Source organism: Kitasatospora sp. NPDC003701, from assembly GCF_053587085.1.
The window spans coordinates 78,137-98,929 of sequence record NZ_JBSFNM010000006.1; the positions used below are offsets into that span (position 1 = coordinate 78,137).

The 20,793-nt window shown below is 75.0% G+C and carries 18 protein-coding genes; 9 read left to right on the forward strand and 9 right to left on the reverse strand.

Annotation, left to right across the window (positions count from 1 at the left end; translation table 11 throughout):
- Window positions 1-166: 166 nt before the first annotated feature.
- The 3 genes from ACWDRR_RS08000 to ACWDRR_RS08010 are packed head-to-tail and all read left to right on the forward strand — an operon-like array spanning window position 167 to window position 3,716.
- Window positions 167-1,882 carry a flavin-containing monooxygenase gene (locus ACWDRR_RS08000; protein ID WP_449771313.1) on the forward strand — a complete coding sequence of 572 codons (1,716 nt, stop codon included), beginning with the start codon at window positions 167-169 and terminating at the stop codon, window positions 1,880-1,882.
- Window positions 1,879-2,826: an alpha/beta fold hydrolase gene (locus ACWDRR_RS08005; protein ID WP_449771314.1), complete on the forward strand. Its 948-nt coding sequence runs from the start codon at window positions 1,879-1,881 to the stop codon at window positions 2,824-2,826. The genes ACWDRR_RS08000 and ACWDRR_RS08005 overlap by 4 nt, the downstream gene beginning before the upstream one ends.
- Window positions 2,823-3,716 (forward strand): SDR family oxidoreductase, encoded by an 894-nt coding sequence (locus tag ACWDRR_RS08010; RefSeq protein WP_449771315.1) that lies wholly within the window; start codon window positions 2,823-2,825, stop codon window positions 3,714-3,716. Before ACWDRR_RS08005 ends, ACWDRR_RS08010 begins: the two co-directional genes overlap by 4 nt.
- A gap of 106 nt (window positions 3,717-3,822) precedes the next feature.
- Here ACWDRR_RS08010 and ACWDRR_RS08015 read toward each other — a convergent pair whose 3' ends face one another.
- The 4 genes from ACWDRR_RS08015 to ACWDRR_RS08030 all read right to left on the reverse strand — a co-directional run bounded on the left by ACWDRR_RS08015 (window position 3,823) and on the right by ACWDRR_RS08030 (window position 6,982).
- A complete protein-coding gene (locus tag ACWDRR_RS08015) occupies window positions 3,823-4,929 on the reverse strand; it encodes a serine hydrolase domain-containing protein (protein WP_449771316.1) in 1,107 nt (368 codons plus the stop codon).
- Between the two features lie 5 nt (window positions 4,930-4,934).
- On the reverse strand, window positions 4,935-5,873 hold the full coding sequence (locus ACWDRR_RS08020; RefSeq protein ID WP_449771317.1) for a DUF6895 family protein: 939 nt from the start codon (window positions 5,871-5,873) through the stop codon (window positions 4,935-4,937).
- Window positions 5,870-6,691, reverse strand: coding sequence for a hypothetical protein (locus tag ACWDRR_RS08025; RefSeq protein ID WP_449771318.1), 822 nt, complete (start codon window positions 6,689-6,691; stop codon window positions 5,870-5,872). Before ACWDRR_RS08025 ends, ACWDRR_RS08020 begins: the two co-directional genes overlap by 4 nt.
- Before the next feature lie 93 nt (window positions 6,692-6,784).
- The gene (locus ACWDRR_RS08030; protein WP_387892552.1) at window positions 6,785-6,982 is read right to left on the reverse strand and encodes a hypothetical protein; all 198 of its coding nucleotides are present in this window, start codon (window positions 6,980-6,982) and stop codon (window positions 6,785-6,787) included.
- A 188-nt stretch (window positions 6,983-7,170) separates the two neighbouring features.
- Here ACWDRR_RS08030 and ACWDRR_RS08035 point away from each other — a divergent pair, with 188 nt between their 5' ends.
- Window positions 7,171-7,947: an SDR family NAD(P)-dependent oxidoreductase gene (locus ACWDRR_RS08035; RefSeq protein WP_449771319.1), complete on the forward strand. Its 777-nt coding sequence runs from the start codon at window positions 7,171-7,173 to the stop codon at window positions 7,945-7,947.
- 223 nt (window positions 7,948-8,170) lie between these two features.
- On the forward strand, window positions 8,171-9,988 hold the full coding sequence (locus ACWDRR_RS08040) for an ABC transporter ATP-binding protein (RefSeq protein ID WP_449771320.1): 1,818 nt from the start codon (window positions 8,171-8,173) through the stop codon (window positions 9,986-9,988).
- Window positions 9,989-10,005: 17 nt separating this feature from the next.
- Here the strand turns inward: ACWDRR_RS08040 and ACWDRR_RS08045 are convergent, their stop codons facing one another.
- On the reverse strand, window positions 10,006-10,674 hold the full coding sequence (locus ACWDRR_RS08045; protein ID WP_360632143.1) for a lysophospholipid acyltransferase family protein: 669 nt from the start codon (window positions 10,672-10,674) through the stop codon (window positions 10,006-10,008).
- Between the two features lie 239 nt (window positions 10,675-10,913).
- On the opposite strand from ACWDRR_RS08045, the gene ACWDRR_RS08050 reads away from it, so the two are divergent.
- Window positions 10,914-11,126, forward strand: a complete 213-nt coding sequence (locus tag ACWDRR_RS08050) for an EF-hand domain-containing protein (RefSeq protein ID WP_360632140.1) — start codon at window positions 10,914-10,916, stop codon at window positions 11,124-11,126.
- Between the two features lie 180 nt (window positions 11,127-11,306).
- On the opposite strand, the gene ACWDRR_RS08055 is transcribed toward ACWDRR_RS08050, so the two are convergent.
- Window positions 11,307-13,505 carry a bifunctional glycosyltransferase/CDP-glycerol:glycerophosphate glycerophosphotransferase gene (locus tag ACWDRR_RS08055; RefSeq protein WP_449771321.1) on the reverse strand — a complete coding sequence of 733 codons (2,199 nt, stop codon included), beginning with the start codon at window positions 13,503-13,505 and terminating at the stop codon, window positions 11,307-11,309.
- 807 nt (window positions 13,506-14,312) lie between these two features.
- Here ACWDRR_RS08055 and ACWDRR_RS08060 point away from each other — a divergent pair.
- A complete protein-coding gene (locus ACWDRR_RS08060; protein ID WP_449771322.1) occupies window positions 14,313-14,579 on the forward strand; it encodes a hypothetical protein in 267 nt (88 codons plus the stop codon).
- A gap of 223 nt (window positions 14,580-14,802) precedes the next feature.
- On the forward strand, window positions 14,803-15,240 hold the full coding sequence (locus ACWDRR_RS08065) for a YjbQ family protein (protein ID WP_449771323.1): 438 nt from the start codon (window positions 14,803-14,805) through the stop codon (window positions 15,238-15,240).
- Window positions 15,241-15,260: 20 nt separating this feature from the next.
- Here ACWDRR_RS08065 and ACWDRR_RS08070 read toward each other — a convergent pair whose 3' ends face one another.
- Window positions 15,261-15,971 (reverse strand): DUF1990 family protein, encoded by a 711-nt coding sequence (locus tag ACWDRR_RS08070; protein ID WP_449771324.1) that lies wholly within the window; start codon window positions 15,969-15,971, stop codon window positions 15,261-15,263.
- Window positions 15,972-16,177: 206 nt separating this feature from the next.
- Here ACWDRR_RS08070 and ACWDRR_RS08075 point away from each other — a divergent pair, with 206 nt between their 5' ends.
- Window positions 16,178-16,402, forward strand: coding sequence for a hypothetical protein (locus ACWDRR_RS08075; protein WP_449771325.1), 225 nt, complete (start codon window positions 16,178-16,180; stop codon window positions 16,400-16,402).
- A 106-nt stretch (window positions 16,403-16,508) separates the two neighbouring features.
- On the opposite strand, the gene ACWDRR_RS08080 is transcribed toward ACWDRR_RS08075, so the two are convergent.
- A complete protein-coding gene (locus tag ACWDRR_RS08080) occupies window positions 16,509-19,559 on the reverse strand; it encodes an AAA family ATPase (RefSeq protein WP_449771326.1) in 3,051 nt (1,016 codons plus the stop codon).
- Window positions 19,556-20,725: an exonuclease SbcCD subunit D gene (locus ACWDRR_RS08085; RefSeq protein ID WP_449771327.1), complete on the reverse strand. Its 1,170-nt coding sequence runs from the start codon at window positions 20,723-20,725 to the stop codon at window positions 19,556-19,558. Before ACWDRR_RS08085 ends, ACWDRR_RS08080 begins: the two co-directional genes overlap by 4 nt.
- Window positions 20,726-20,793: the final 68 nt, after the last annotated feature.

Consider the following 20,793-nt stretch of genomic DNA (forward strand, 5'->3'; position numbering starts at 1 on the left):
CGTGGCCGGGCTTCTTCCCTCCGCTGTCGGCAAGGGCTACTCTGCCAATCGTGCCAGTGATTGCTGGCATGGTTATCGCGACGGCATGACGGCACCATGGCAGCACGCACGACGGCACGTCGCGGCAGTGCGCACCTCACGGCCCCCACCCTCAGGAGGACGCCGCATGGCATCCAGCACCAAGCGCCCCCGCCCCGACGCGTCCGACCGGGACCCCCTGGACGCCTCGACCGGCCGGGCCGACGCCACCCCGGCGACCGAGGCCACCGCGAGCGCCGAGGCCACCGCGACCGCCGAGGCCACCGCGAGCGCCGAGGCCACCGCGAGCGCCGAGGCCACCGCGACCGCCGAGGCCGGCCCGGCGGCCGCCCCCGATGTCCCGCACGTCCGGGTGGCCGTCATCGGCTCCGGCTTCGGCGGCATCGGCGCCGGTGTCCGGCTGCGCCGCGCCGGCATCACCGACTTCGTCATCCTGGAGCGCGCCGACTCGGTCGGCGGCACCTGGCGCGACAACAGCTATCCCGGCTGCGCCTGCGACGTGCCCTCCCACCTCTACTCCTTCTCCTTCGCGCCCAACCCCGACTGGCCGCGCAGCTTCTCCGGCCAGCCCGACATCCGCGCCTACCTGGAGAAGGTCACCGACGTCTTCGGCATCCGCCCGCACCTGCGCTTCAACGCCGAGGTCACCGAGGCGCGCTGGGAGGCCGACCGGACCCGCTGGCGGATCACCACCACGGCCGGCCAGTGGACGGCCGACGCCGTCGTCTCCGCCGCCGGACCGCTCGCCGACCCGCAGATCCCCGAGCTGCCGGGCCTGGACTCCTTCACCGGCAAGGTGTTCCACTCCTCCCGCTGGGACCACGACTTCGACCTCGCCGGCAAGCGGGTCGCGATGGTCGGCACCGGCGCCTCCGCCGCGCAGATCATCCCGAACATCCAGCCGCGGGTCGGCCGGCTGACGGTCTTCCAGCGCACCCCGGCCTGGGTCCTGCCGCGCCGCGACCGCGCGATCACCGAGGCCGAGAAGTGGCTGCACAGCCGGCTGCCCGTCACCACCAAGCTCCGCCGGGGCACCCTGTTCGCGCTCCGGGAGCTCCAGGTCGACGCCTTCGTCCGCCGGCCCGGCCTGCTGAAGGTGGTCCAGCAGCTCGCCGAGCGGCACATCGCCCAGGGCGTCGCCGATCCCGCGCTGCGCGCCAAGCTCACGCCGGACTACCGGATCGGCTGCAAGCGCATCCTGCTCAGCAACACCTACTACCCGGCGCTCGCCGCCGCCAACACCGAGGTGGTCGCCGCCGGCCTGCGCGAGGTGCGCGGCTCGACCCTGGTCGCCGCCGACGGCAGCGAGCACGAGGCGGACGCGATCGTCTTCGGCACCGGCTTCCACGTCACCGACATGCCCATCGGCGCCCGGGTGTTCGGGGCCAACGGCACCAGCCTCGCGGAGGAGTGGAAGGACGGCATGGAGGCGCTGCGCGGCTCCACCGTGCACGGCTTCCCCAACCTCTTCTTCGTGATCGGCCCCAACACCGGTCTCGGCAACAGCTCGATGATCCTGATGATCGAGTCCCAGCTGAACTACCTGGTCGACGCCCTCACCACGCTCGGCTCGGTCGGTGCCACCGCGATGCAGCCGACCGCGCGCGCCCAGCGGCACTGGAACCTCGAACTCCAGCACCGGATGGACCGGACCGTCTGGACCACCGGCGGCTGCCGCAGCTGGTACCTGGACAGCAGCGGCAAGAACACCGTGCTCTGGCCCGGCTCCACCACCTCCTTCCGCCGGGCCACCCGCAAGGTCGACCTCGCCGAGTACGAGCTGATCATGCGGACCGCGCCGGCCTCCCGGGCCGCCGCCGCGCCCGAGGAGGCCCTGGCGTGAGCCCCGCGATCCCCGCCGACTGCGTCCCGCCCGCCCCCGCCGAGGAGTTGGAGATCCGCTCGGCGGACGGGAGCCGGCTGCACGCCGAGATCCACGGGCAGCCCGGCGCCCCGACCGTCGTGCTCGCCCACGGCTGGACCTGCTCGACCTTCTTCTGGGCGCCGGTGATCCACCGGCTCGCCGACCGCTACCGGGTGGTGACCTACGACCAGCGCGGCCACGGCCGCAGCGAAGTCCCGCCCAGCCGGCTCCGCTACTCCACCCGGGCGCTCGCCGAGGACCTCTCCGCCGTGCTCACCCGGACCGTCCCGGCGGGGGAGCGGGCCGTCCTGGCCGGCCACAGCATGGGCGGCATGACCGTGATGGCCGCCGCCGGCCGCCCCGAGGTGGCCGAGCGCACCGCCGCCGCGGTGCTGGTCTCCACCGGCGCGGCCGATCTGGTGGCCGAGCTGCGCGTCCTGCCGGAGGCGGTGCGCTCGCCGCGGCTGCGCCGCTTCCTGCACCGCCAGGGGCTGCGCTCGCGGCTGCCGCTCGGGCCGGTCGGCCCGGTCAGCCGGGCCGCGCTCAAGTACGCGACCATGGGCCCGGGTTCGGCCGCCGACCGGGTCGAGGCGACGGCCCGCATCGTGCACGCCTGCCCGGCCGCCGTCCGGGCCCGCTGGGGCGGCGTCCTGGACGTGCTGGACGTCCGTGCCGGGCTGGCGCGGCTCACGGTGCCGACCGCCGTCGTGGTCGGCACCGACGACCGGCTGACGCCGCCGGTGCACGCGCACCGGATCGTCGCCGCACTGCCCGACCCGCAGGGCCTGCTCCTGCTGCCCGGGGTCGGCCACATGGCACCGATCGAGCGGCCGGCCGAGGTCGCCGCCGAGATCGACCGGCTCGCGGCCGCCCACCTGCCCGCCGCCCACCGTCCTTCCCCCCAGAGGAGCCTGACCGCATGAGCGCCACGTTGCCGCTGTCCGCACAGGTCGTCGTCGTCACGGGTGCCGCGCGCGGTGTCGGCGCCGCGCTGGCCCGCAAGCTCACCCTGCAGGGCGCCAAGGTGGCCCTGCTCGGCCTGGAGCCCGCCGAGCTCAAGGACGTCGCCGCGCTCTGCGGCCCGGGCGCCACCGCCTGGGAGGCCGACGTCACCGACATCGAGGCGCTCACCGAGACCGCCCGGCAGATCAAGGAGCACTACGGCCGGATCGACGTGGTGGTCGCCAACGCGGGCATCGCCATCGGCGGCCCGCTGCTGGACAGCGACCACCGGGCGTTCAGCCGGGTGATCGAGGTGAACCTGCTCGGCAGCGTGGCCACCGCGCGTGCCTTCCTCCCGGCGCTCGCCGAGAGCCGCGGCTACCTGCTCCAGATCGCCTCGCTCGCCGCGCTCACGCCCGCCCCGCTGATGAGCGCCTACTGCGCCAGCAAGTCCGGTGTCGAGGCCTTCGCCCACTCGATCCGCGCCGAGGTCGCCCACCAGGGCGTCAAGGTCGGCGTCGGTTACCTGAGTTGGACCGACACCGACATGGTTCGCGGCGCCGACCAGGACGCCGTCCTCAAGCAGATGCGCGACCGGCTGCCCTGGCCGGCCAACAAGACGTACCCGCTGGGCCCGGCCGTGGACCGCCTGGTCGCCGGCATCGCCCGCCGCTCCGCCCACGTCTACGCCCAGCCCTGGCTGCGCGGCATGCAGCCGGTCCGCTGGATCCTGCCCTCGCTGATCGCCGCCGTCGGCTCCCGCGACATGGCCAGGCTAGCCCCGCAACTGGCCGCCACCGCCGCCTCCCGGCTCCGCCCGGTGGGCGCCGGCGGCGCCGCCGACAGCGCCGCACACACCGAGAAGCGCTGACCGCCCAGGCCCGGCCGGCCCCGCGCGACGGGGGCGGCCGGGCCTCGGCGCGCAGTGGTCCGCACCCGCCTGCCCCGGCTCCGCCCGCCGCCCCGTCCGGTGCCGCTCAGTCCGTCGGCTTCGCGAGCTGTTTCAGAATGTCGTACGCCGACTGCACGAAGCGTCCGTCGAGGGCCGGGCCGGTGTTGGTGAGGGCGGCGACCGCCGTCGCGGTCTGCGGGCAGAAGCCGACCACGACGGTGAACCCGCGGGTGGCGCCGGAGTGGAAGTAGAGGTCGCGGCCGTCCGCGGTGCCGCGCAGGTTCCAGACCAGCCCGAGTCGGTCCGTCGAATGTGCCGGCCGAAGCCGCGGGCGCTGGACGTCGCGCAGTGCGCGCCCCAACTCGCCCTCGACCGGCGACAGATGGGCGCGTAGGAAGCGCAGCACATCGGCGCCGCCGGCCCGGATGGCGCCCGCGCCCGGCAGTCCGGGGATGAGCCAGGGCGGGAGCGGCCGGCCGCGCCGGTGGCCGGTGGCGCGGTGCGGGGCGTCGGGGGAGCAGGTGGCGGTGCGCAGGCCGAGCGGGCGGTGCAGGCGGTCGGCGAGCAGCTCGGCGTAGCTGGTGCGGCCCGTCTCGGCGAGCAGCCGGCCGAGCAGGCCGACTCCGTAGTTGGAGTACCCGTACCGCGCACCGGGCGTGTGGCGCACGGTGGTTCGGGCCACGCCGGCGCGCAACCGCCGGTCGTCGAAGGCGACGTACGGGTTGCTGGTCCAGGTGGGGAGGGCGGTCGTGAGCAGTCCGGGCGGGAGCTTGGGCAGGCCGGAGGTGTGGGTGGCCAGGTGCAGCAGCCGGATCGGGCCGCCGTGCCGGAGGTCCGGCGGGCGCCAGTCCGGCGGGAGGTGGCGCTCCAGCGGGTCGTCCAGGGCGAGTTCACCCCGGGCGGCCATGACAGCGAGCAGCAGCGCGGTGAACGTCTTGGTGACGGAGCCGAGTTCGTAGACGGTGTCGGGTGTGCAGGGTTCCCCGTCGCGGGCGGTCCGTCCGTGGCAGTGGACGGCGGTCCGGTCGCCCTGGGCCACGGCCAGCGTGACGGCGGTGGCGTACGGTGTGGCGGCCCGGACCAGGGCGGGGACGTGGTCCGCGCCCGGACCGCTGAAGACCGCCCCGCCTCCCGGCGCCACGGCCCGCCGGGAGGTGCGGTCCGGGCCGGTCATCGTGTCCGGGTCGGCCATCGCGCTCAGGCCGCGACCGCGGCGCCGCCGAGCGCCCGGGACAGGGTGACGGTGCCGGCCACCACCGCGACGACGGCGGTGTGCTCGTGGTCGCGGAAGGCCTGCTCGGGGTCGTCCGAGACCGGTTCGGCGCTCTCGCGCGGGATCAGCCCGTCCTCGCGCTGGATCGCGGCCAGGGCCTGCCAGCCCTGCGTGCCGGTGACGGGCTCCCCGATGCACGAGTCGACCACCAGCAGCTCGCCGACGAGGTCCCACTGGCCGACCTCCAGCCAGGTGTCGACCCAGACCGGCAGCCAGTCGCGGACGTAGTCGCGCATCGGTTCGGGCATGCCCTCGGGCCGGGCGCCCCAGTCGGTGAGGTGGAACACGGCGTGCGTGATGTGGTAACCGGTCAGCCAGTCGATCGCCCAGGGCTCCGGCGTGGCGCCGAGCCAGGTCCGGGCGGTGAGGGCGTCCCAGTCGTCGGGCTGGTTGCGCAGTCCGATCACCCGGCGCGCGTTGGCGAGGGCGAGCCGCCGGTTGGGCATCATCTCGATGGCCTGGATCCCGCGGACCTTCGTCAGGGATTCCAGCAACTCCTCCAGCGGGGCGTGCCGGTAGCCGGCCCGGGCGAAGTGGACGTACGTCTCCAGCGGGTCGGTCATCACCGGGTAGCGCAGCAGCCGCTCGTACAGGAGGTTGCCCTCCCGCAGCTGGGACCAGCCGAAGTCCAGGAGTTCGCGGGCGATGCGGGCGTCGTGCGGGCCGGTGACGCCGTCCCGCAGGACGAGTGAAGCGGCCAGGGCGGACTCGGCGAGCGGCTTGTAGGCGTTGTTCGGATCGGCCAGGTCGATGGTGACGTCGTCGGGGAGCCGGCCGAAGCCGCGCTCATGGCAACTGTGCAGCCAGGCCATCGCGCGGGAGCCCAACTGCTGTGCGGAGGAGAGGAGCTGATGGTCGGTCATGAAGCTGCTCCGCTCAGTAGGTGGTCGGCGACGGCGAGTTCGAGGGCGGTGCGGGCGCTGCCGTCACCCACGGCCCGGATCCGGTCCAGCATGGGTTCGACCTCCAGGGGCAGCGGCCGTCCGTCGGCGGCGAGCCAGGCGAGCCATCGGGTCAGCCGGGCGGCGACCCGGTAGTCGCAGCGCAGTAGCGAACGGACGGCGCCGCGGGCCAGGTCGAGCGTGTGCTCGCGGGCCGCGTCGTGCAGGGGCCCGTCCAGGCCGGGGAGGGCGAGGGCCGACAGCTGGGCCATCCGGACCGACCAGGCCTGCCAGGCGTAGGGCTCCGGCCGAGGGGCGTGGCCGGGATGTGGCGTGCCCCGGTCCTGCGCCGGGTCGCCGGTCGGTTCGGGGAACGGGGGGTCGGCGACGGGGCCGGGTGTCCGGGAGAGCAGCACGGTGGTGGCCCAGTCCCGCCACGCGGCGACGAGGACGGCACCGGCGGCCCGGTCCTCGTCGGCGGACCGGGCGGCCCCGGCGGAGGTGGGGGATCCCGGGTCGGCGGGTGCCGGGAAGGCGGCGAGCGGGAAGGCCCGGTGGGCTTCGGTCAGCAGCAGGACGGCCTGTTCGTCGGCCCCGGCCGCGCCCAGCGCCTGGGGTGCGAGCACGTCCGGCCCGAGCACCCGGGCGGCGGCGAGGACCGGGCGCGGCGCGGGCCCGGTGTCGGGCGCGGCGGGCGTGACCGCACCCCCGACTCCCCGGAGGGCGTCGAGGGTGCGGCCTGCCAGCCGCTCCACCGCCGCGGCGTATTCGTCACGGAGCGAGAGATCGGCGGTTGGCATGGTGCGTGCGTCTCCTTGAAGAGGGCGTCGCGGTGTCACGGGCGGCAGTGCGTCCGCAGACTCCGCGCGGTGCCGGGTACCGTCGGTCCCGAGTTACCGGGTCTTCTCCTTCGGCGGCTTCGGCGACAACAGCAGGGCACCTGCCAGCAGCAGCAGGGCGGCGGCTTCGGGACGGTACGTGGGCGCGTCGCTGACGGTCGCCTCGTCCTCCGTGATCAACATGCCGAGTGCGTCGAGCTCCGCCTGGGTGGCGAGCGTCGACCGCGTGGTCCGGGTGGTCTGAGTAAGCATCTGGATGCCTCCTCATCGAAGTTTCATCGCCTGGTCCGGCGATGCCCCCTTCACCGACGATAGGCGCACGAACCATCCGGCGCCACTGGTGCACTCTCCGTGACTGGCATCACCGAGAGGTACGTCCGTGTCGCGCAGCGGAGCCGCCGGGGCTGTCGCGGATACTCGTGAGTAGATACGGTCGCTGTATGACCACCACTGCCTTGATCACCGGCGCGACCGCCGGCATCGGAGCCGCCTTCGCGCGCCGGCTCGCCCGAAGCGGCTACCGGCTCGTCCTGGTCGCCCGGGACGCCGAGCGGCTGGAGAAGGCCGCCGACGACCTGCGGGCGAAGTTCGGCGTCGACACCGAGGTGCTGACCGCCGACCTCGCCACCGAGGCCGGCATCGCGGCCGTCGAGACCCGGCTGGGCGACGCCGCCCACCCGGTGGACCTGCTCGTGAACAACGCCGGCTTCGGCAACAAGGGCGCCTTCCTGACCGTCCCGCTCCAGGACGAGCTGGACATGCTGAAGGTGCACGTGGAGGCGATCCTGCGGCTCACCACGGCGGCCCTGCCCGGCATGCGCGAGCGCCGGCGGGGCGCGATCGTCAACGTCGCCTCGGTGGCGGCCTTCCTGCCGCGCGGCACGTACGGCGCCAGCAAGGCGTGGGTGGTGAGCTTCACCCAGGGCGTGATGCGCGACCTCGGCGGCAGCGGCGTGCGGCTGATGGCGCTCTGCCCGGGCTTCACCCACACCGAGTTCCACCAGCGGGCCGGCATGGGTACGGGCAACATCCCGTCCTGGGGCTGGCTGTCGGCCGAGCGGGTCGTCGACGAGGCCATGCGCGACCTGGCGCGGGGCCGCTCGCTGTCCGTTCCGAGCAAGCGCTACAAGCTCGCGGTCGCGATCGCCCGCCTGCTGCCGTCCGGCAAGCTCGGCGGGGTCTCCTCCAAGGCGGCGCGGACGTACCGGACCGACTGAGGGGCGGCGCCCGGCCCGGGGGGCGCCCCCCCGGGGGGCCGGGGCGCGGTGACCGCCCGGCGGCCGCGGGAATAGAGAGAGCCTCACTATTAGCTTGGCTAACTATGAGCTATCCTCGCTATACCGGCGGCCGCCCGATCGCCGTGCCCACCGTGCCCGCCGCACCCTCGTGCGGCGCCGTGCCCACCGCGCCCCCGCGCGTCCGACCCAGGGAGGCCCGCCCTTGAGGCCCGACGGCATCCGATGGACCCCACCCGCCCAGGCCGAGGGCGAGCCCCGCCCGCCGGCCCAGTGGCGCCGCATCCTCGCGCTGTTCCGCCCGTACTCCGGCCGGCTCACCGTGGTCGGCGCGCTGGTGGCGGCCTCCGCGGTGGTCTCGGTGGTGTCGCCGTTCCTGCTGAAGGCCGTCCTGGACACCGCCATCCCGCAGGGCCGGACCGGCCTGCTCAGCCTGCTCGCGCTCGGCATGATCGCCACCGCGGTGATCAACAGCGTCTTCAACGTGCTGCAGACGCTGATCTCCACCACCGTCGGCCAGCGCGTGATGCACGACCTGCGCACCGCCGTCTACAGCCACCTCCAGCGGATGTCGCTGGCGTTCTTCACCCGCACCCGCACCGGCGAGGTGCAGTCCCGGATCGCCAACGACATCGGCGGCATGCAGTCCACCGTGACCTCCACCGCCACCTCGCTGGTCTCCAACTTCACCAGCGTGGTCGCCTCGGTGGTCGCCATGGTCGCACTGGACTGGCGGCTCACCGTCGTCTCGCTGCTGCTCCTGCCGGTCTTCGTCTGGATCAGCCGCCGGGTCGGCAACGAGCGCAAGAAGATCACCGGCGAGCGGCAGAAGCAGCTCGCCGCGATGAGTTCGGCCGTCCAGGAGTCCCTCTCGGTCAGCGGCATCCTGCTCGGCCGCACCATGGGCCGCTCCGACTCGCTCGCCCGGGAGTTCACCGGACAGTCCGACCGGCTCGCCGAGCTGGAGGTGCGCTCCAGCATGGCCGGGCGCTGGCGGATGAACACCATCCAGATCGTGATGGCCGCGATGCCCGCGGTGATCTACTGGGCGGCCGGCCTGGCCGCGGCCGGCGGCTCGCCGATCGTCTCGGTCGGCACCCTGGTGGCCTTCGTCTCGCTCCAGCAGGGCCTGTTCCGGCCCACCATCGGCCTGCTCTCCACCGGCGTCCAGGTGCAGACCTCGCTGGCCCTGTTCCAGCGGATCTTCGAGTACCTCGACCTCCCGGTGGAGATCGCCGAGCCCGAGCGGCCGGCCGTGCTGGAGAAGGTCCGCGGCGAGGTCCGCTTCGAGGGAGTCGAGTTCCGCTACGACCCGGAGCAGGAGCGGCCCACGCTCGCCGGTGTCGAGCTCAAGGTCCCGGCCGGCAGCTCACTCGCCGTGGTCGGCGAGACCGGCTCCGGCAAGACCACGCTCAGCTACCTCGTCCCCCGTCTCTACGACGTGACCGGCGGCCGGGTCACGATCGACGGGGTCGACGTCCGCGAGCTGTCCTTCGACTCGCTGTCACGGGCGGTCGGCGTGGTCTCCCAGGAGACCTACCTCTTCCACGCCTCCGTCGCCGACAACCTGCGCTTCGCCAAGCCGGACGCCACCGACGAGGACCTCGTCGCCGCCGCCCGGGCCGCGCAGATCCACGACACCATCGCCGGGCTCCCGGACGGCTACGCGACCCTGGTCGGCGAGCGCGGCTACCGCTTCTCGGGAGGGGAGAAGCAGCGCCTCGCGCTGGCCCGGACCATCCTGCGCAACCCGCCCGTGCTGATCCTCGACGAGGCCACCAGCGCGCTGGACAACCGCACCGAACACGCCGTCCAGCAGGCCATCGACACCCTCGCGGCCGGCCGGACCACCATCACCATCGCCCACCGGCTCTCCACCGTCCGCGCCGCCGACCAGATCGTCGTGCTGGACCGCGGCGAGGTCGTCGAGCTGGGCAGCCACGACGAACTGGTCGAGGCGGACGGCCGGTACGCGGCGCTGCTGCGCCGTGAGGCGCCGGTCCCGGTGCTCGAGAAGCGGTAGGCGCTCCGGGCGGTGGCTCAGGCGGCCTTGGGGATCTCGTTGTAGGTCTCCGCGACCTCCTGGCCGGAGAGCTGCTGGATCGCCCGCATCACCTCGTCGGTGACCTGACGGCGCGCCTTGAGTGAACGGGCCTGGCCGTGCAGCTCGTCGAAGTGCAGCGGCTCGCCGAAGCGGACCGTCACCTTGCGCACCCGCGGGACGCGCTTGCCGATCGGGAGGATCTGGTCCGGCCCCTCCAGTGCCACCGGCACCACCGGGACGCCGGCGGTCAGGGCCAGCCAGGCCACGCCGGTCTTGCCCCGGTAGAGGCGGCCGTCCAGCGAGCGGGTGCCCTCGGGGTAGATGCCGAAGGCCTTGCCGTCCTCCAGGATCTCCAGGGCCGACTCCAGCGAGGCCTGGGCGGAGCGGTAGGTGCCGCGCTCGACCGGCACCGCGCCGATCGCCTCGAAGAAGCCCTTGGACAGCGCGCCCTTCATCCCGGTGCCGGTGAAGTACTCGGCCTTGGCCAGGAAGTGCACCCGGCGCGGCGCGGTCAGCGGGATGACCACGCTGTCGATGAACGAGAGGTGATTGCTGGCCAGGATCACGCCGCCCTTGCGCGGCACGTTCTCCAGGCCCTCGATGGTCGGCCGCCAGATCCCCCGCGCGAGCGGTTTCAGCACCAGCTTGGTGACGAGATCGAGCATGGGTCCCTCCCAGGACGAGCACGCCCGAGAGGTGCCCGGGCCTGAACAGACGACAATCGGCGGTCGTTCCCCGGCCGGGCCGGGATCAGACCCGCAGACTACGACACCCACCCCCGAGCCCGTCCACTCCCGGCAACCGTGGCGCTCGCCACGGCCGGGTAGGGTACGGCCGTCGGAAACGCACATCAGCAGTCATGCAGATCATCGCAGTCATGCAGTTCATTCAGGAGGGGCCACCCATGGCAGACGTCGACACCATCCGCGCGGCGTTCGACAAGTACGACGTGAACGGCAACGGCCGGATCACCGCCGCCGAGTACGCGAAGGTCGCCCGCGAGCTCGGCGACCTGACCACGTCGATCTCGATGGCCGAGGCCATCATCAACCAGATGGACACCAACCACGACGGTGAGCTGACCTTCGACGAGTTCCTGGCCGCGCGCCAGGGCTGAGTCCGCTTCGGGCGGGGCTCCGGGACTCCCCGGGGCCCCGCTGCCGCGTTTCCGGGGCCTCGGCGACCGGGGCCGGGCGCGTGCCGGCCGGTCGCGTCCCGGCGGTTCGCGTCCCGGGTCGGTCGCGTCCCGGCGGGGCGTCCGGGCCGGCCGGTCACCCGGGCCGGCCCGCCGCTCCGCTCAGGCCCCGGTCGGGAACACCCGGCGGACCACCCGCTCGGCCGCCCCGCCGTCGTCCCACGGGCAGAACCGCTCCCGGAACTTCGCCCGCGCCGCCGGCTCGGGGTCGCCCGCCAGCAGCGCCGCGGCCAGCCCGTCGGCGTCCACCGTCACCGCGCCCGGCGGCTCCGCGAACAGGTCGAAGTAGACCCCGCGCACCCGCCGGTACTCCTCCCAGTCCGGTGCGAAGATCACGATCGGCCGGTCCAGCACGGCGTAGTCGAACATCATCGACGAGTAGTCCGTGACCAGGACGTCCGCCGCGAGGTAGAGGTCCTCCACGGTCGGGTGTGCCGAGACGTCCACGATCTCGGCCGCGTCCTCGCCCGCCACCAGGTCGCCCGGGCCGCCGGTGTGGAAGTAGTGGGTGCGTACCAGCAGCGTGAAGCCGGGGCCCAGCCGCCGGGCCAGCTCGCGCACGTCCAGCAGCGGTACGTACCCGCCCCGGCCCTCGCGGTGGGTCGGCGCGTACAGCACCGCCGTGCGGCCCGGCGTCAGCCCGAACCGCTCGCGCATCGCCGCGACTTCGGCCGCCGTGGTGACGGCCAGCCGGTCGTTGCGCGGGTAGCCGGTGTCCAGCATCTCGTAGCGGCCGGGGAAGGCCCGGGCGAAGTGCTCACTGGTGTGCGGGTTGGAGGAGACCAGGAAGTCCCAGCGGTCGACGGCCTCCTGCAGCCGGTCGAAGTCCATCCCGTCGGCGGCCACCGGGTGGTCCCTGAGGTCCATCCCCATCGCCTTCAGCGGCGTCCCGTGCTGCGTCTGGACGTGCACCGTCCCCGGCCGCTTCGCCATGGTGCGCGGGAAGTTGACGTTGTTCACGAAGTACTTGGCGGTCGCCATCGCCTTGAGGTAGGCGGGGGTGTTGACGATCACGTGCGGCACCCCGGCCGGCAGCGTGGCCGCCTGCGTGCGGTTCTCCACCACCCAGACGCCCCGCACACCGGGGGCCAGTTCCTTGGCCTTCTCGTAGATCGCCGCCGGGCTGCACGCGTAACCCCGGTGCCAGTACGCCGCGTAGACCGCCAGGTGCTCGTCCAGCGGGAGCCGGCGGAAGGCGTTGTACGCGGTGAACCGGGCGCCGCTGCGCACCCCCTTCTTCACCGCCGGGGCGACCGCCCGCGCCCCCCGCTTGAGCTCGCGGGGCAGCCGCCCGGTGCGGCGCAGCTCCGCGTACGCGACCCGGGCGCCGCGCGCCGCCAGCCGGTACTGCACGCCGCGCAGGCCGCCGGGGAAGCGGTAGCCCGCCGGGCGGTGCCGGGCGAAGTGCTCGGCGATCCGCCGGAAGAAGTCCTTGCGCAGCTCGGCCGGGACCAGCCCCGGGGTGTCGTGGACGGTCAGCGCCTGCTGGACGGTCCGCTCGAAGACGAGGGTGCGCAGCGCGTCCGGCACGGGGCGGCCGGGCCGGTCCGGGCGGTCCAGGAAGTCGAAGATCGCGTCGTACTGGGCGAAGACGTCGGCGTGCTTGGGGGAGGCGGTGCTGGTGATCGCGCCGGGGCGCCCGCGCCGGTAGAAGTAGCAGGCGCGGTCGAGGTAGCGCAGCCGGCCGGCCGCCAGCAGGGCCGGGTAGGTGACCGAGATGTCCTCGTAGAAGCCGCGCCCGAAGGAGACGCCGAGGCCGAGCAGGAAGTCGCGGCGGAACACCTTGTTCCACACCGACATCACGGTCCGGAACAGCGCGGGGTGCTCGGCGAGGGTGCAGCCGTCGACCAGCGGCGAGCCGACCAGCAGGTGGCGCCAGGGATTGGGCTCCGTCCCGCCGTCCGGGTAGACGTGGGTGAAGTCGGTGAGCAGTACGTCGGCGGGCGTCTCGCGGTCGCGCTCCTGCGCGAGCTCGTCGAGGAGCGCGGAGACGGTGCCGTCCGGCAGCCAGTCGTCGCTGTCGACGAACCAGACGTACTCGCCGCACACCTCGGGGAGGGCGGCGGTCCGGGCGCCGCCGAGGCCCTGGTTCTCGGTGAGGTGCAGCACGCGCAACCGGGGGTCGCGGGCCGCGTACTCGTCCAGGATCGCGCCGCAGCGATCGGGGGAGAGGTCGTCGACCGCGATCACCTCGAAGCGCGACTCCCCGGCGGGAGTGGCTTCCAGGATCGAGTCGAGGCAGCGGGGGAGGTAGCGCTCGACCCCGTGGACCGGGAGCACGATGCTGAGGAGGACTGGCACGCTGGCCGAGTCTACCGAGCGCGGTCGGGGAGCGGATTCGCGCGGTGCGGGGTGGGGCGCGGGGCCGGGTGTTGCCGCGCGGGGAGCTTGTGCGTGGGGCGTGTGCGGGGGGCGTGTGCGGGCCGGTGACGCGGGCCGGGGTGCGGGGCCGGGTGTTGCCGGGGCGGGGCCGTGTGCGGGTCGGTCCGAGGACCCGGAGCCGCCGGTGCCGGGCCCCGTGCGGGGCGGCACCGGCAGCCTGGTGGCGGCCCGGCCGACCCTCTACGGCCGGCCGCCGGTCCGAGCACCTCCCGGGCCTGGCCACCGCAGCGTCGAGGCGGCCGGGCAGTGGCTCGGGGGAGCCGGAGTTCTTCATCAGTCGAACGCACGGTTGAGTGGTGCTGGACGACTGCTCGCGCATGCGCGGTCGATGAAGATATTGCTTGGAGGTTTCCTCCACGTCAATCCCTCGATTGTGTTCACTTTCTGAACTATCTGCCCCGAGTGCTCGGGGGTGCTTCCGCAGGCGTGCGGGGCGGCCGCCGGTCGCGTCCGGGCCCCACCGGTCGTGATCGCCGGTGACCCTGCGCGCCCGGCGCGTGCCTCTCCGGCAAGCGCCGGGCGTGTGACCCCGAGGCACCGGTGACGTGCGGCCGGTCGTGCACCATCATTGATGCCTAGTCGTGACCGCTCCGGGTGGCCCCTGGTGCGGCGTCAGTTGACGCCGCACGATACGGTGGCAGCACACCAGGACGGTTGCGCGAAGGCCGTCTGTCACGGATAGTCTTCGCCTCACGGCCCTGGCGCCTCGTAGGGGTGGGAATACTGATGGAACACATGCAAGTGCGGTCTCGGCCCCGCGTGCCGGCGATCCAGTGCGGCGTCGGCGCGACCGGCCGTCGGATCGAGCGTCACCTGGCTGTGCTCGGCGCGCCCGCACTCCCGGCGGTGGACACCGCCGAGGCGCTCGGGTTGATAAGGGAGCTGACGCCGCGCGGCGCCGGCGCCCCCTCCGCGCCGCGCCGCCACGTGCGGGTGTCGCTGCTGGCGCCACTGCGCCGGCTGCGGCGAAGCCTGTTCGGCGGTCGCGGCTAGGGCCCTCGGCCCTCGCTGCCCACCGACATCCGGCCCGACGGACCTCAGGGACCGTCGGGTCTTTGGCGTACCCGGGGGCCGCAGCCGGCCCGGATCGGCCCGTGACCGATCCGGATCGGCCCGGAACTGTCCGACCGTCCACCGTACGGCACCGTGCCTCCGTGGCACGGAGAGTCGGCGAGGCGGTCCCGGGCACCCCCGGCCGTGGGTGAGGATGAGCGTCATGGCGGACAACATCAACTCCACGCCCTTCCACTCCACCACCTTCGAGATCACGACCGGCCGTCGCGAGGTCGCCCTCGACATCACCGACCGCTGCGCCGAGTTCCTCAACGACCGGGCCGCCGGCCGCGACGGCCTGCTCAACGTCTTCGTGCCGCACGCCACGGCCGGAATCGCCGTCCTGGAGACCGGTTCGGGCAGCGACGACGACTTCCTCGCGACGCTGCGCGACCTGATCCCCGCCGACGACCGCTGGCGCCACCGGCACGGCAGCCCCGGCCACGGCCGCGACCACGTCGTCCCCGGCCTGGTCGCCCCGCATGCCACCCTGCCGGTGATCGGCGGTCAACTCGCGCTCGGCGTCTGGCAGTCCGTCGTCCTGATCGACACCAACGGGGACAATCCGCGCCGGACGGTCCGGCTCTCCTTCCTGGGCTGACCGGCCCCCCGGCCGACCGGCTAGCGTGCGGCGGTACGGCCGCCGGGCACGCCGGGCACGCCGGGCACGCCGGGTGCGCCGAGCACGCCGGGCCCGGGGGAGTCCTGGGCCGTCTCCACCTCGGCCGTCCCGCCGGGGGCCGGTGCCGCGGCCCCCGGCGGGACGGCCGCAACGGAGGAGACCGCCGTCGCCACGGCGGCGAGGTAGCGCTCGATCGCCAGGTACTGGCAGAGCACCGCCACCGGACGGCCGAGCCGCGCGTACCAGGAGGCGAGCCGGGCGAACGCCGTCACCTCGAACCAGACCTCGCCCGAGGCGTCCATGCTCACCAGGAACGCCTCCTCGCCGCACTCCGGGTGCCCCGGCAGCGTCCCGTACGCGAAGCCGATCCGGTCCGGCTCGTCCACCGTCCACACCACCCGGCAGGGGATCACCAGCCGGGGACGCCGCAGCCCGGGCGGGCTCAGCCGCAGCAGCACGGTCGCGCCCTCCTCGGCCGGCGCGTACGGGTGGACGGCGAAGCCGCTGCCCAGCTGGCACCCCCAGCCGAGCACGTACCGCCCGGCCCGCTCCAGGACGTCGGGCCCGTGTCCGAGGTGGATCCGCCGCCGCAGCTGCGCGTAGCCCGCGGGCAGCCGGGCCCCGCGGCTGGCGCCCACCTCCGGGTAGGTGGGGGCGGCGGCGCGGGCGGCGAGCAGCCGCCGGTGGAGGGCGGTGGGCGAGGTGGGCATGGGCCCACCGTAACCGGGCCCGGCGGCCGGGCCCGGGGTGGGTGGGTGAGCGGGGTGCCCGCCCCGGTGGCCGCCCGGAGTGGTGCGTCGCCCCGGCCCCGGGCCGTTCCTGCCGCGTGCCGTTTCCCCACCGCCCTCCGGGCCGCCCGGCGGAGTTGCCGGGGCCGGCCTTGCCGCGGGGTGGGGGCGCGGAGTATCAAGGCGGCATGAGCGAAGCGGTGAAGAACGACGAGGACGGCCCGGTCTGCGAACTCGCCCCCGGCGCCGCCGGCCTGGAGGCGGCCCTGCTGCACGACCCGGGGGCGACCGGCCCGCGCGCGGACTGCGTGCTGTGCGGGGAGCCGACCGAACTGCCCGCCGACCACCCCGGCAGCACGCTCTGCCCGGTCTGCACCTGGCAGCAGGCGCAGCGGATCGCCTGCTCCGGCTGACGGCGGAGCCTCCGGGCCCGGTAGCTGCCGAGTCCGGTACCTCCGGGCCCGGCAGCTCCGAGTCCGGTACCTCTGGGCCCGGCGCCTCCGGGCCTCGCTCAGGCGGTCAGACGTCCTCCCGTCCGGCCAACGCCAGGGTGGAGCCCCGGCGGCCCTTGCGGACCATCAGCTGGGCCGGGATGCGACTCTTCAGATCGGCGACGTGGCTGACGATGCCGACCGCGCGGTCCCGCTCGCGCAGGCCGTCGAGGACGTCCATCACCTCCTCCAGGGCCTGCTCGTCCAGCGTGCCGAAGCCCTCGTCGATGAAGAGCGTGTCCAGGGGCATGCCGCCCGCCTCGTCGGTGACCACGTCGGCGAGACCGAGCGCCAGGGCGAGCGAGGCGAAGAAGCTCTCGCCGCCGGAGAGCGTCGAGGTGTCCCGTTCGGTGCCGGTCCAGGCGTCCACCACCCGCAGGGCGAGGCCCGAGCGCTTGTTGCCGGTGCCCCGGCCGTCGCTGTGGACCAGGGTGTAGCGGCCGCCCGACATCCGGACCAGGCGGGCGCTCGCCGCCGCCGCCACCTGCTCCAGCCGTGCCGCCAGCACGTACGACTCCAGCCGCATGCGCAGCCGGTTCTCGGTGGAGGTGCCGGCGGTGACGGCGGCCAGCCGGTTGATCCGGGCGTACCGGTCCAGGGCCGGCGCCAGCGACGCGGCCAGCTCGGCCAGCTGCCGCCCGATCCCGGCCAGCGCCGCGCAGCGCTCGCCGGCCGCCTCGTGCGCGGCGTGCGCCCGGCGGAGCCGGTCGGTGGCGGCCAGCAGCCCGGCCTGGGTGCCGGGCAGGTCGGCCGGCGGGCGGCCCGCCGCCTCGGCCAGCTCGGGCAGGGCCAGCTGCTGCTCCGCCGCGGCCAGCGCCGAGCGGTGCCCGGTCAGCCGGGCCTCCAGCCGGTCGCGCTCCTCCCGGGGCAGCAGGACGGCGGTGGCCTCCTCCGGGCTCGGGAAGCCGGCCGCCACGGCGGCCCTGGCCAGTTCGTCGTCGGCCTCCTTCAGCCGCAGCGCCGCCTCCGCGCAGGCCCGGGCCGCGCCGGCGACCGCCGCCACGCCCCCGGCCAGCCGGGCCAGCGCCGAGGCCCGGCCGGACACCGACGCCGCGTCACCCCGGGCCGCGGCCACCCGGCGGGTCAGCTCCTCCTGCTCGCCGCCGAGGGTCTGGATCCGGGCGGTCAGCGCGGCGGTGCGCTCACCGGCGTCGCGCAGCGCGGCGAGCTGGCGGGCCTGGTCCTGTGCCAGTCGCTCCAGCTCCCGGGTGACCGGGTCCAGCCCCTCCGCCGCCCGCAGCGCCTCGCGGTGCTCGCGCTCCAGCGCGCCCAGCGTCTCGGCGAGGGCCGCGACGCTCTCCGGCCCGGCCGCTCCGGCCGCGGTCGCCTCGCGCACCCGCAGGCCCGCCAGCTCCTGCTCGGCGGTGTCGGCGGCCCGCTCGGCCAGCGCCTGGGCGGCCCGGGCGCGCTCCTCGTCCTCCGCGCCGACCTGGCCGCTCGCGGGTCGGGCCGGCTCCGGATGCTCGGGCGAACCGCAGACCCGGCAGGCCTCGCCCGCCCGCAGTTGCGCCGCCAGCTCGGCGGCCATGCCGGTGAGCCGGCGCTCGCGGACGTCCTGGCTGTGCTCGCGGGCGTCGAGCGCCTCGGTGCGCCGGGCGAGTGCCCGGGGCTCGGCCAGGGCGATCGCCGCCCGCAGCTCGTCCCGGCGGCGGGCGGCGGCCAGCCGCTCGGTCAGCTCGCCGCGCCGGACGTCCAGCTGCTCGACCCGGGCGCCGGCGGCCCGGGCGGCGGACTGCTCCTCCTGGAGTGCGGCGAGCCGGCCGTCGAAGTCGGCCAGCCAGTCGGCCGCCTCCTCGGCGAGCTCCTCGGCGCGGCGCCGGTCGGCCTCCAGCGACGCCTGTTCCCGGCGGAGATCCGCGCAGCGGAGCTCGTCGGCCCGGGCCGCCTCCAGCCGGACCACCTCCGCCCGCAGCCGGTGCTCGGCCGCGGCGAGCTCCTCCGCCTCGGCCCGGGCCAGCGCCCGGCCCTCGCCGTCCGGTGCGCCGCCCAGTGCGGCGCGGTGGCGGCGTTCCTCCTCGCGGGCCGCCCGGTGGGCCGCCTCGGCGGCCCGGCGCAGGTGTAGCACCGACTCCACCCCGACGGCGGCCCGGGCAGCGGCCAGCCTGCCGAAGTCACGCTCCATCGCCGGAGCGCCCTCGGCGAGGCGGGCCGCCTCCGCCGCGGCCTCCCGGTGACGGCGCTGCCGCCCGGCCAGCTCCTCGGCGGCGCCCCGGGCGGCCTGGGCCCCGCGATGGCCCGCCTCGGCCCCGGCCAGCGCGGCACCGGCGACGGCGAGCTGCTCGGCGGCGCCGCTGCGCAGGATCGCGGCCCAGCCGAGCACCCCGGAGGTGAGGTCGACGGCGGGGTGCGCCGGCTCCTCCTCGGCGGGCACCCAGCCGGCGGCGGGTTCGGCCTGCGGGCCGGCCGCCTGCTCGGCCTTGCTGGCCAAGTCCCGCAGGCGCCGGCGGCCGGTCTGGACGGCGGCTTCGTGCGACCGGCGCTGCTCGGCCAGCCAGGCCTCGACGTGCTGGAACCGCTCGGTGTCGAACAGCCTCCGGAGCAGCTTGCTGCGCTCCTCCGAGTCCCCGCGCAGGAACCGGGCGAAGTCCCCCTGCGGAAGCAGCACCACCTGGCAGAACTGCTCCCGGCTCATCCCGATCAGCCGGTGGATCTCCTCCCCGGCCTCCTGGTGCGACTTGCTGACCGCCCGCCAGCCCGGCGTGCCGTCGCCGCTGTCGGCGGCCCACTCGCGCAGCAGCGTCTGGGCGCGCTCGACGGTCGTGCCCTTGCCGACCTTCTTGGGGCGCAGCTGCTCCGGGAGCCGGGTGATCTCCAGCCGCCGCCCGCCGAGCGTCAGCTCCAGCCGGACCTGGGTGAGCCGCAGTGGTTCGGCGTGGTCACTGCGCAGCCGGCTGGCCCGCCGGGCGCCGGGCACCTCGCCGTAGAGGGCGAAGCAGACGGCGTCCAGCACACTGCTCTTGCCCGCGCCGGTGGCCCCGCGCAGCAGGAAGAGGCCGCCGGCGGCGAGCGCGTCGAAGTCCACCGTCTCGGTGCCGGCGAACGGCCCGAAGGCGGTGACGGTCAGGCTGTGCAGTCTCATCGGGGCAGCTCCGCCTTGCGGTCGTCGGACTCCCGGACGGTCTCGAAGCCCTCGCGCAGCCAGCCGAGCTCCTCCGCGTCCGGTTCGGCGCCGGGGCGCACGTGCCGCAGGAAACCCTCGGCGATCTCCAGGTCCGCCCGCCCGCTGACCCTGGCCGCGTAGGAGGGGGAGGCGGCCGCCTCGCTCTCCTGGGGGTCGAAGAGCAGCTGCAGGGTGTGTGGGAAGCGGCGGCGCAGCTGCTCCATCGGCTCGCTCGGGCGGCCCGGGTCCGTCAGGGTGGCCTGCACCCAGGACTGCTCGTGCTCGGCGTGCTCCGGGGCCGACAGCAGGTCGTCCAGGCGGCCGCGCAGGCGGGCCAGCGGGCGCGGCTGCGGACAGTCGATCCGCTCGGCCCCGACCGAGCCGTCCGCCGCGAGGTCGACCAACCACATGGTCTTGCGGTGGGTGGCCTCGGAGAAGGAGTAGGCGAGCGGCGAGCCGCTGTAGCGCAGGTGCGGGGCGAGCGTCTGGCAGCCGTGCAGATGGCCCAGCGCGGCGTAGTGCACGCCGTCGAAGACGGTGGCGGGGACGGCGGCGACACCGCCGACCGCGATGTCCCGCTCGCTGTCGCTGGGCGCGCCGCCGGTGACGAAGGCGTGCGCCAGCACCACCGACCGGGTGCCCCCGGGGCGGGTCGCGAGGTCGGCCCGGACGGCGTCCATGGCCGCGCCGAGCACCGCCGCGTGGCCGCCGCGCGCCAGCCCGAAGCGCTCGCGGACCAGCGTCGGCTCCAGGTAGGGCAGCCCGTAGACGGCGACCGGCCCGTGCTCGTCGGCCAGCAGGACGGGCACCGCGCACTCGCCCGGGTCCGTCCGCAGGTGGACGCCGGCCCGGCCGATCAGGCCCGCGCCCACGCCCAGCCGGCGGGCCGAGTCGTGGTTGCCGCTGATGAACACCGTCGGCACGCCCAGGTCGGCCAGCCGGTGCAGCACGTCGTCGAACAGGGCGACCGCCTCCAGACCGGGCAGCGCCCGGTCGTACACGTCGCCGGCGACGAGCACGGCGTCGACGCGCTCGGCCCGGACCACCGCCACGAGGTGGTCCAGGAAGGCGCGCTGGGCGTCGTGCAGGCTCTCCCGGTGGAAGGAGCGCCCGAGGTGCCAGTCGGAGGTATGCAGCAGTCGCATGGTCCCCGACCATAACGTCCGGCACCGACAACGCGGGCCGGACCGGGAATCCCACCCGTCCGAGGGGC

What these genes read in the sequence shown, in the direction of transcription:
- ACWDRR_RS08000 (WP_449771313.1), top strand. Translation starts at nt 167, where the DNA reads ATGGCATCCAGCACCAAGCGCCCCCGCCCCGACGCGTCCGACCGGGAC.
- ACWDRR_RS08010 (WP_449771315.1), top strand. Translation starts at nt 2,823, where the DNA reads ATGAGCGCCACGTTGCCGCTGTCCGCACAGGTCGTCGTCGTCACGGGT.
- ACWDRR_RS08015 (WP_449771316.1), bottom strand. Translation starts at nt 4,929, where the DNA reads ATGGCCGACCCGGACACGATGACCGGCCCGGACCGCACCTCCCGGCGG.
- ACWDRR_RS08020 (WP_449771317.1), bottom strand. Translation starts at nt 5,873, where the DNA reads ATGACCGACCATCAGCTCCTCTCCTCCGCACAGCAGTTGGGCTCCCGC.
- ACWDRR_RS08025 (WP_449771318.1), bottom strand. Translation starts at nt 6,691, where the DNA reads ATGCCAACCGCCGATCTCTCGCTCCGTGACGAATACGCCGCGGCGGTG.
- ACWDRR_RS08030 (WP_387892552.1), bottom strand. Translation starts at nt 6,982, where the DNA reads ATGCTTACTCAGACCACCCGGACCACGCGGTCGACGCTCGCCACCCAG.
- ACWDRR_RS08035 (WP_449771319.1), top strand. Translation starts at nt 7,171, where the DNA reads ATGACCACCACTGCCTTGATCACCGGCGCGACCGCCGGCATCGGAGCC.
- ACWDRR_RS08045 (WP_360632143.1), bottom strand. Translation starts at nt 10,674, where the DNA reads ATGCTCGATCTCGTCACCAAGCTGGTGCTGAAACCGCTCGCGCGGGGG.
- ACWDRR_RS08050 (WP_360632140.1), top strand. Translation starts at nt 10,914, where the DNA reads ATGGCAGACGTCGACACCATCCGCGCGGCGTTCGACAAGTACGACGTG.
- ACWDRR_RS08060 (WP_449771322.1), top strand. Translation starts at nt 14,313, where the DNA reads ATGGAACACATGCAAGTGCGGTCTCGGCCCCGCGTGCCGGCGATCCAG.
- ACWDRR_RS08065 (WP_449771323.1), top strand. Translation starts at nt 14,803, where the DNA reads ATGGCGGACAACATCAACTCCACGCCCTTCCACTCCACCACCTTCGAG.
- ACWDRR_RS08070 (WP_449771324.1), bottom strand. Translation starts at nt 15,971, where the DNA reads ATGCCCACCTCGCCCACCGCCCTCCACCGGCGGCTGCTCGCCGCCCGC.
- ACWDRR_RS08075 (WP_449771325.1), top strand. Translation starts at nt 16,178, where the DNA reads ATGAGCGAAGCGGTGAAGAACGACGAGGACGGCCCGGTCTGCGAACTC.
- ACWDRR_RS08080 (WP_449771326.1), bottom strand. Translation starts at nt 19,559, where the DNA reads ATGAGACTGCACAGCCTGACCGTCACCGCCTTCGGGCCGTTCGCCGGC.
- ACWDRR_RS08085 (WP_449771327.1), bottom strand. Translation starts at nt 20,725, where the DNA reads ATGCGACTGCTGCATACCTCCGACTGGCACCTCGGGCGCTCCTTCCAC.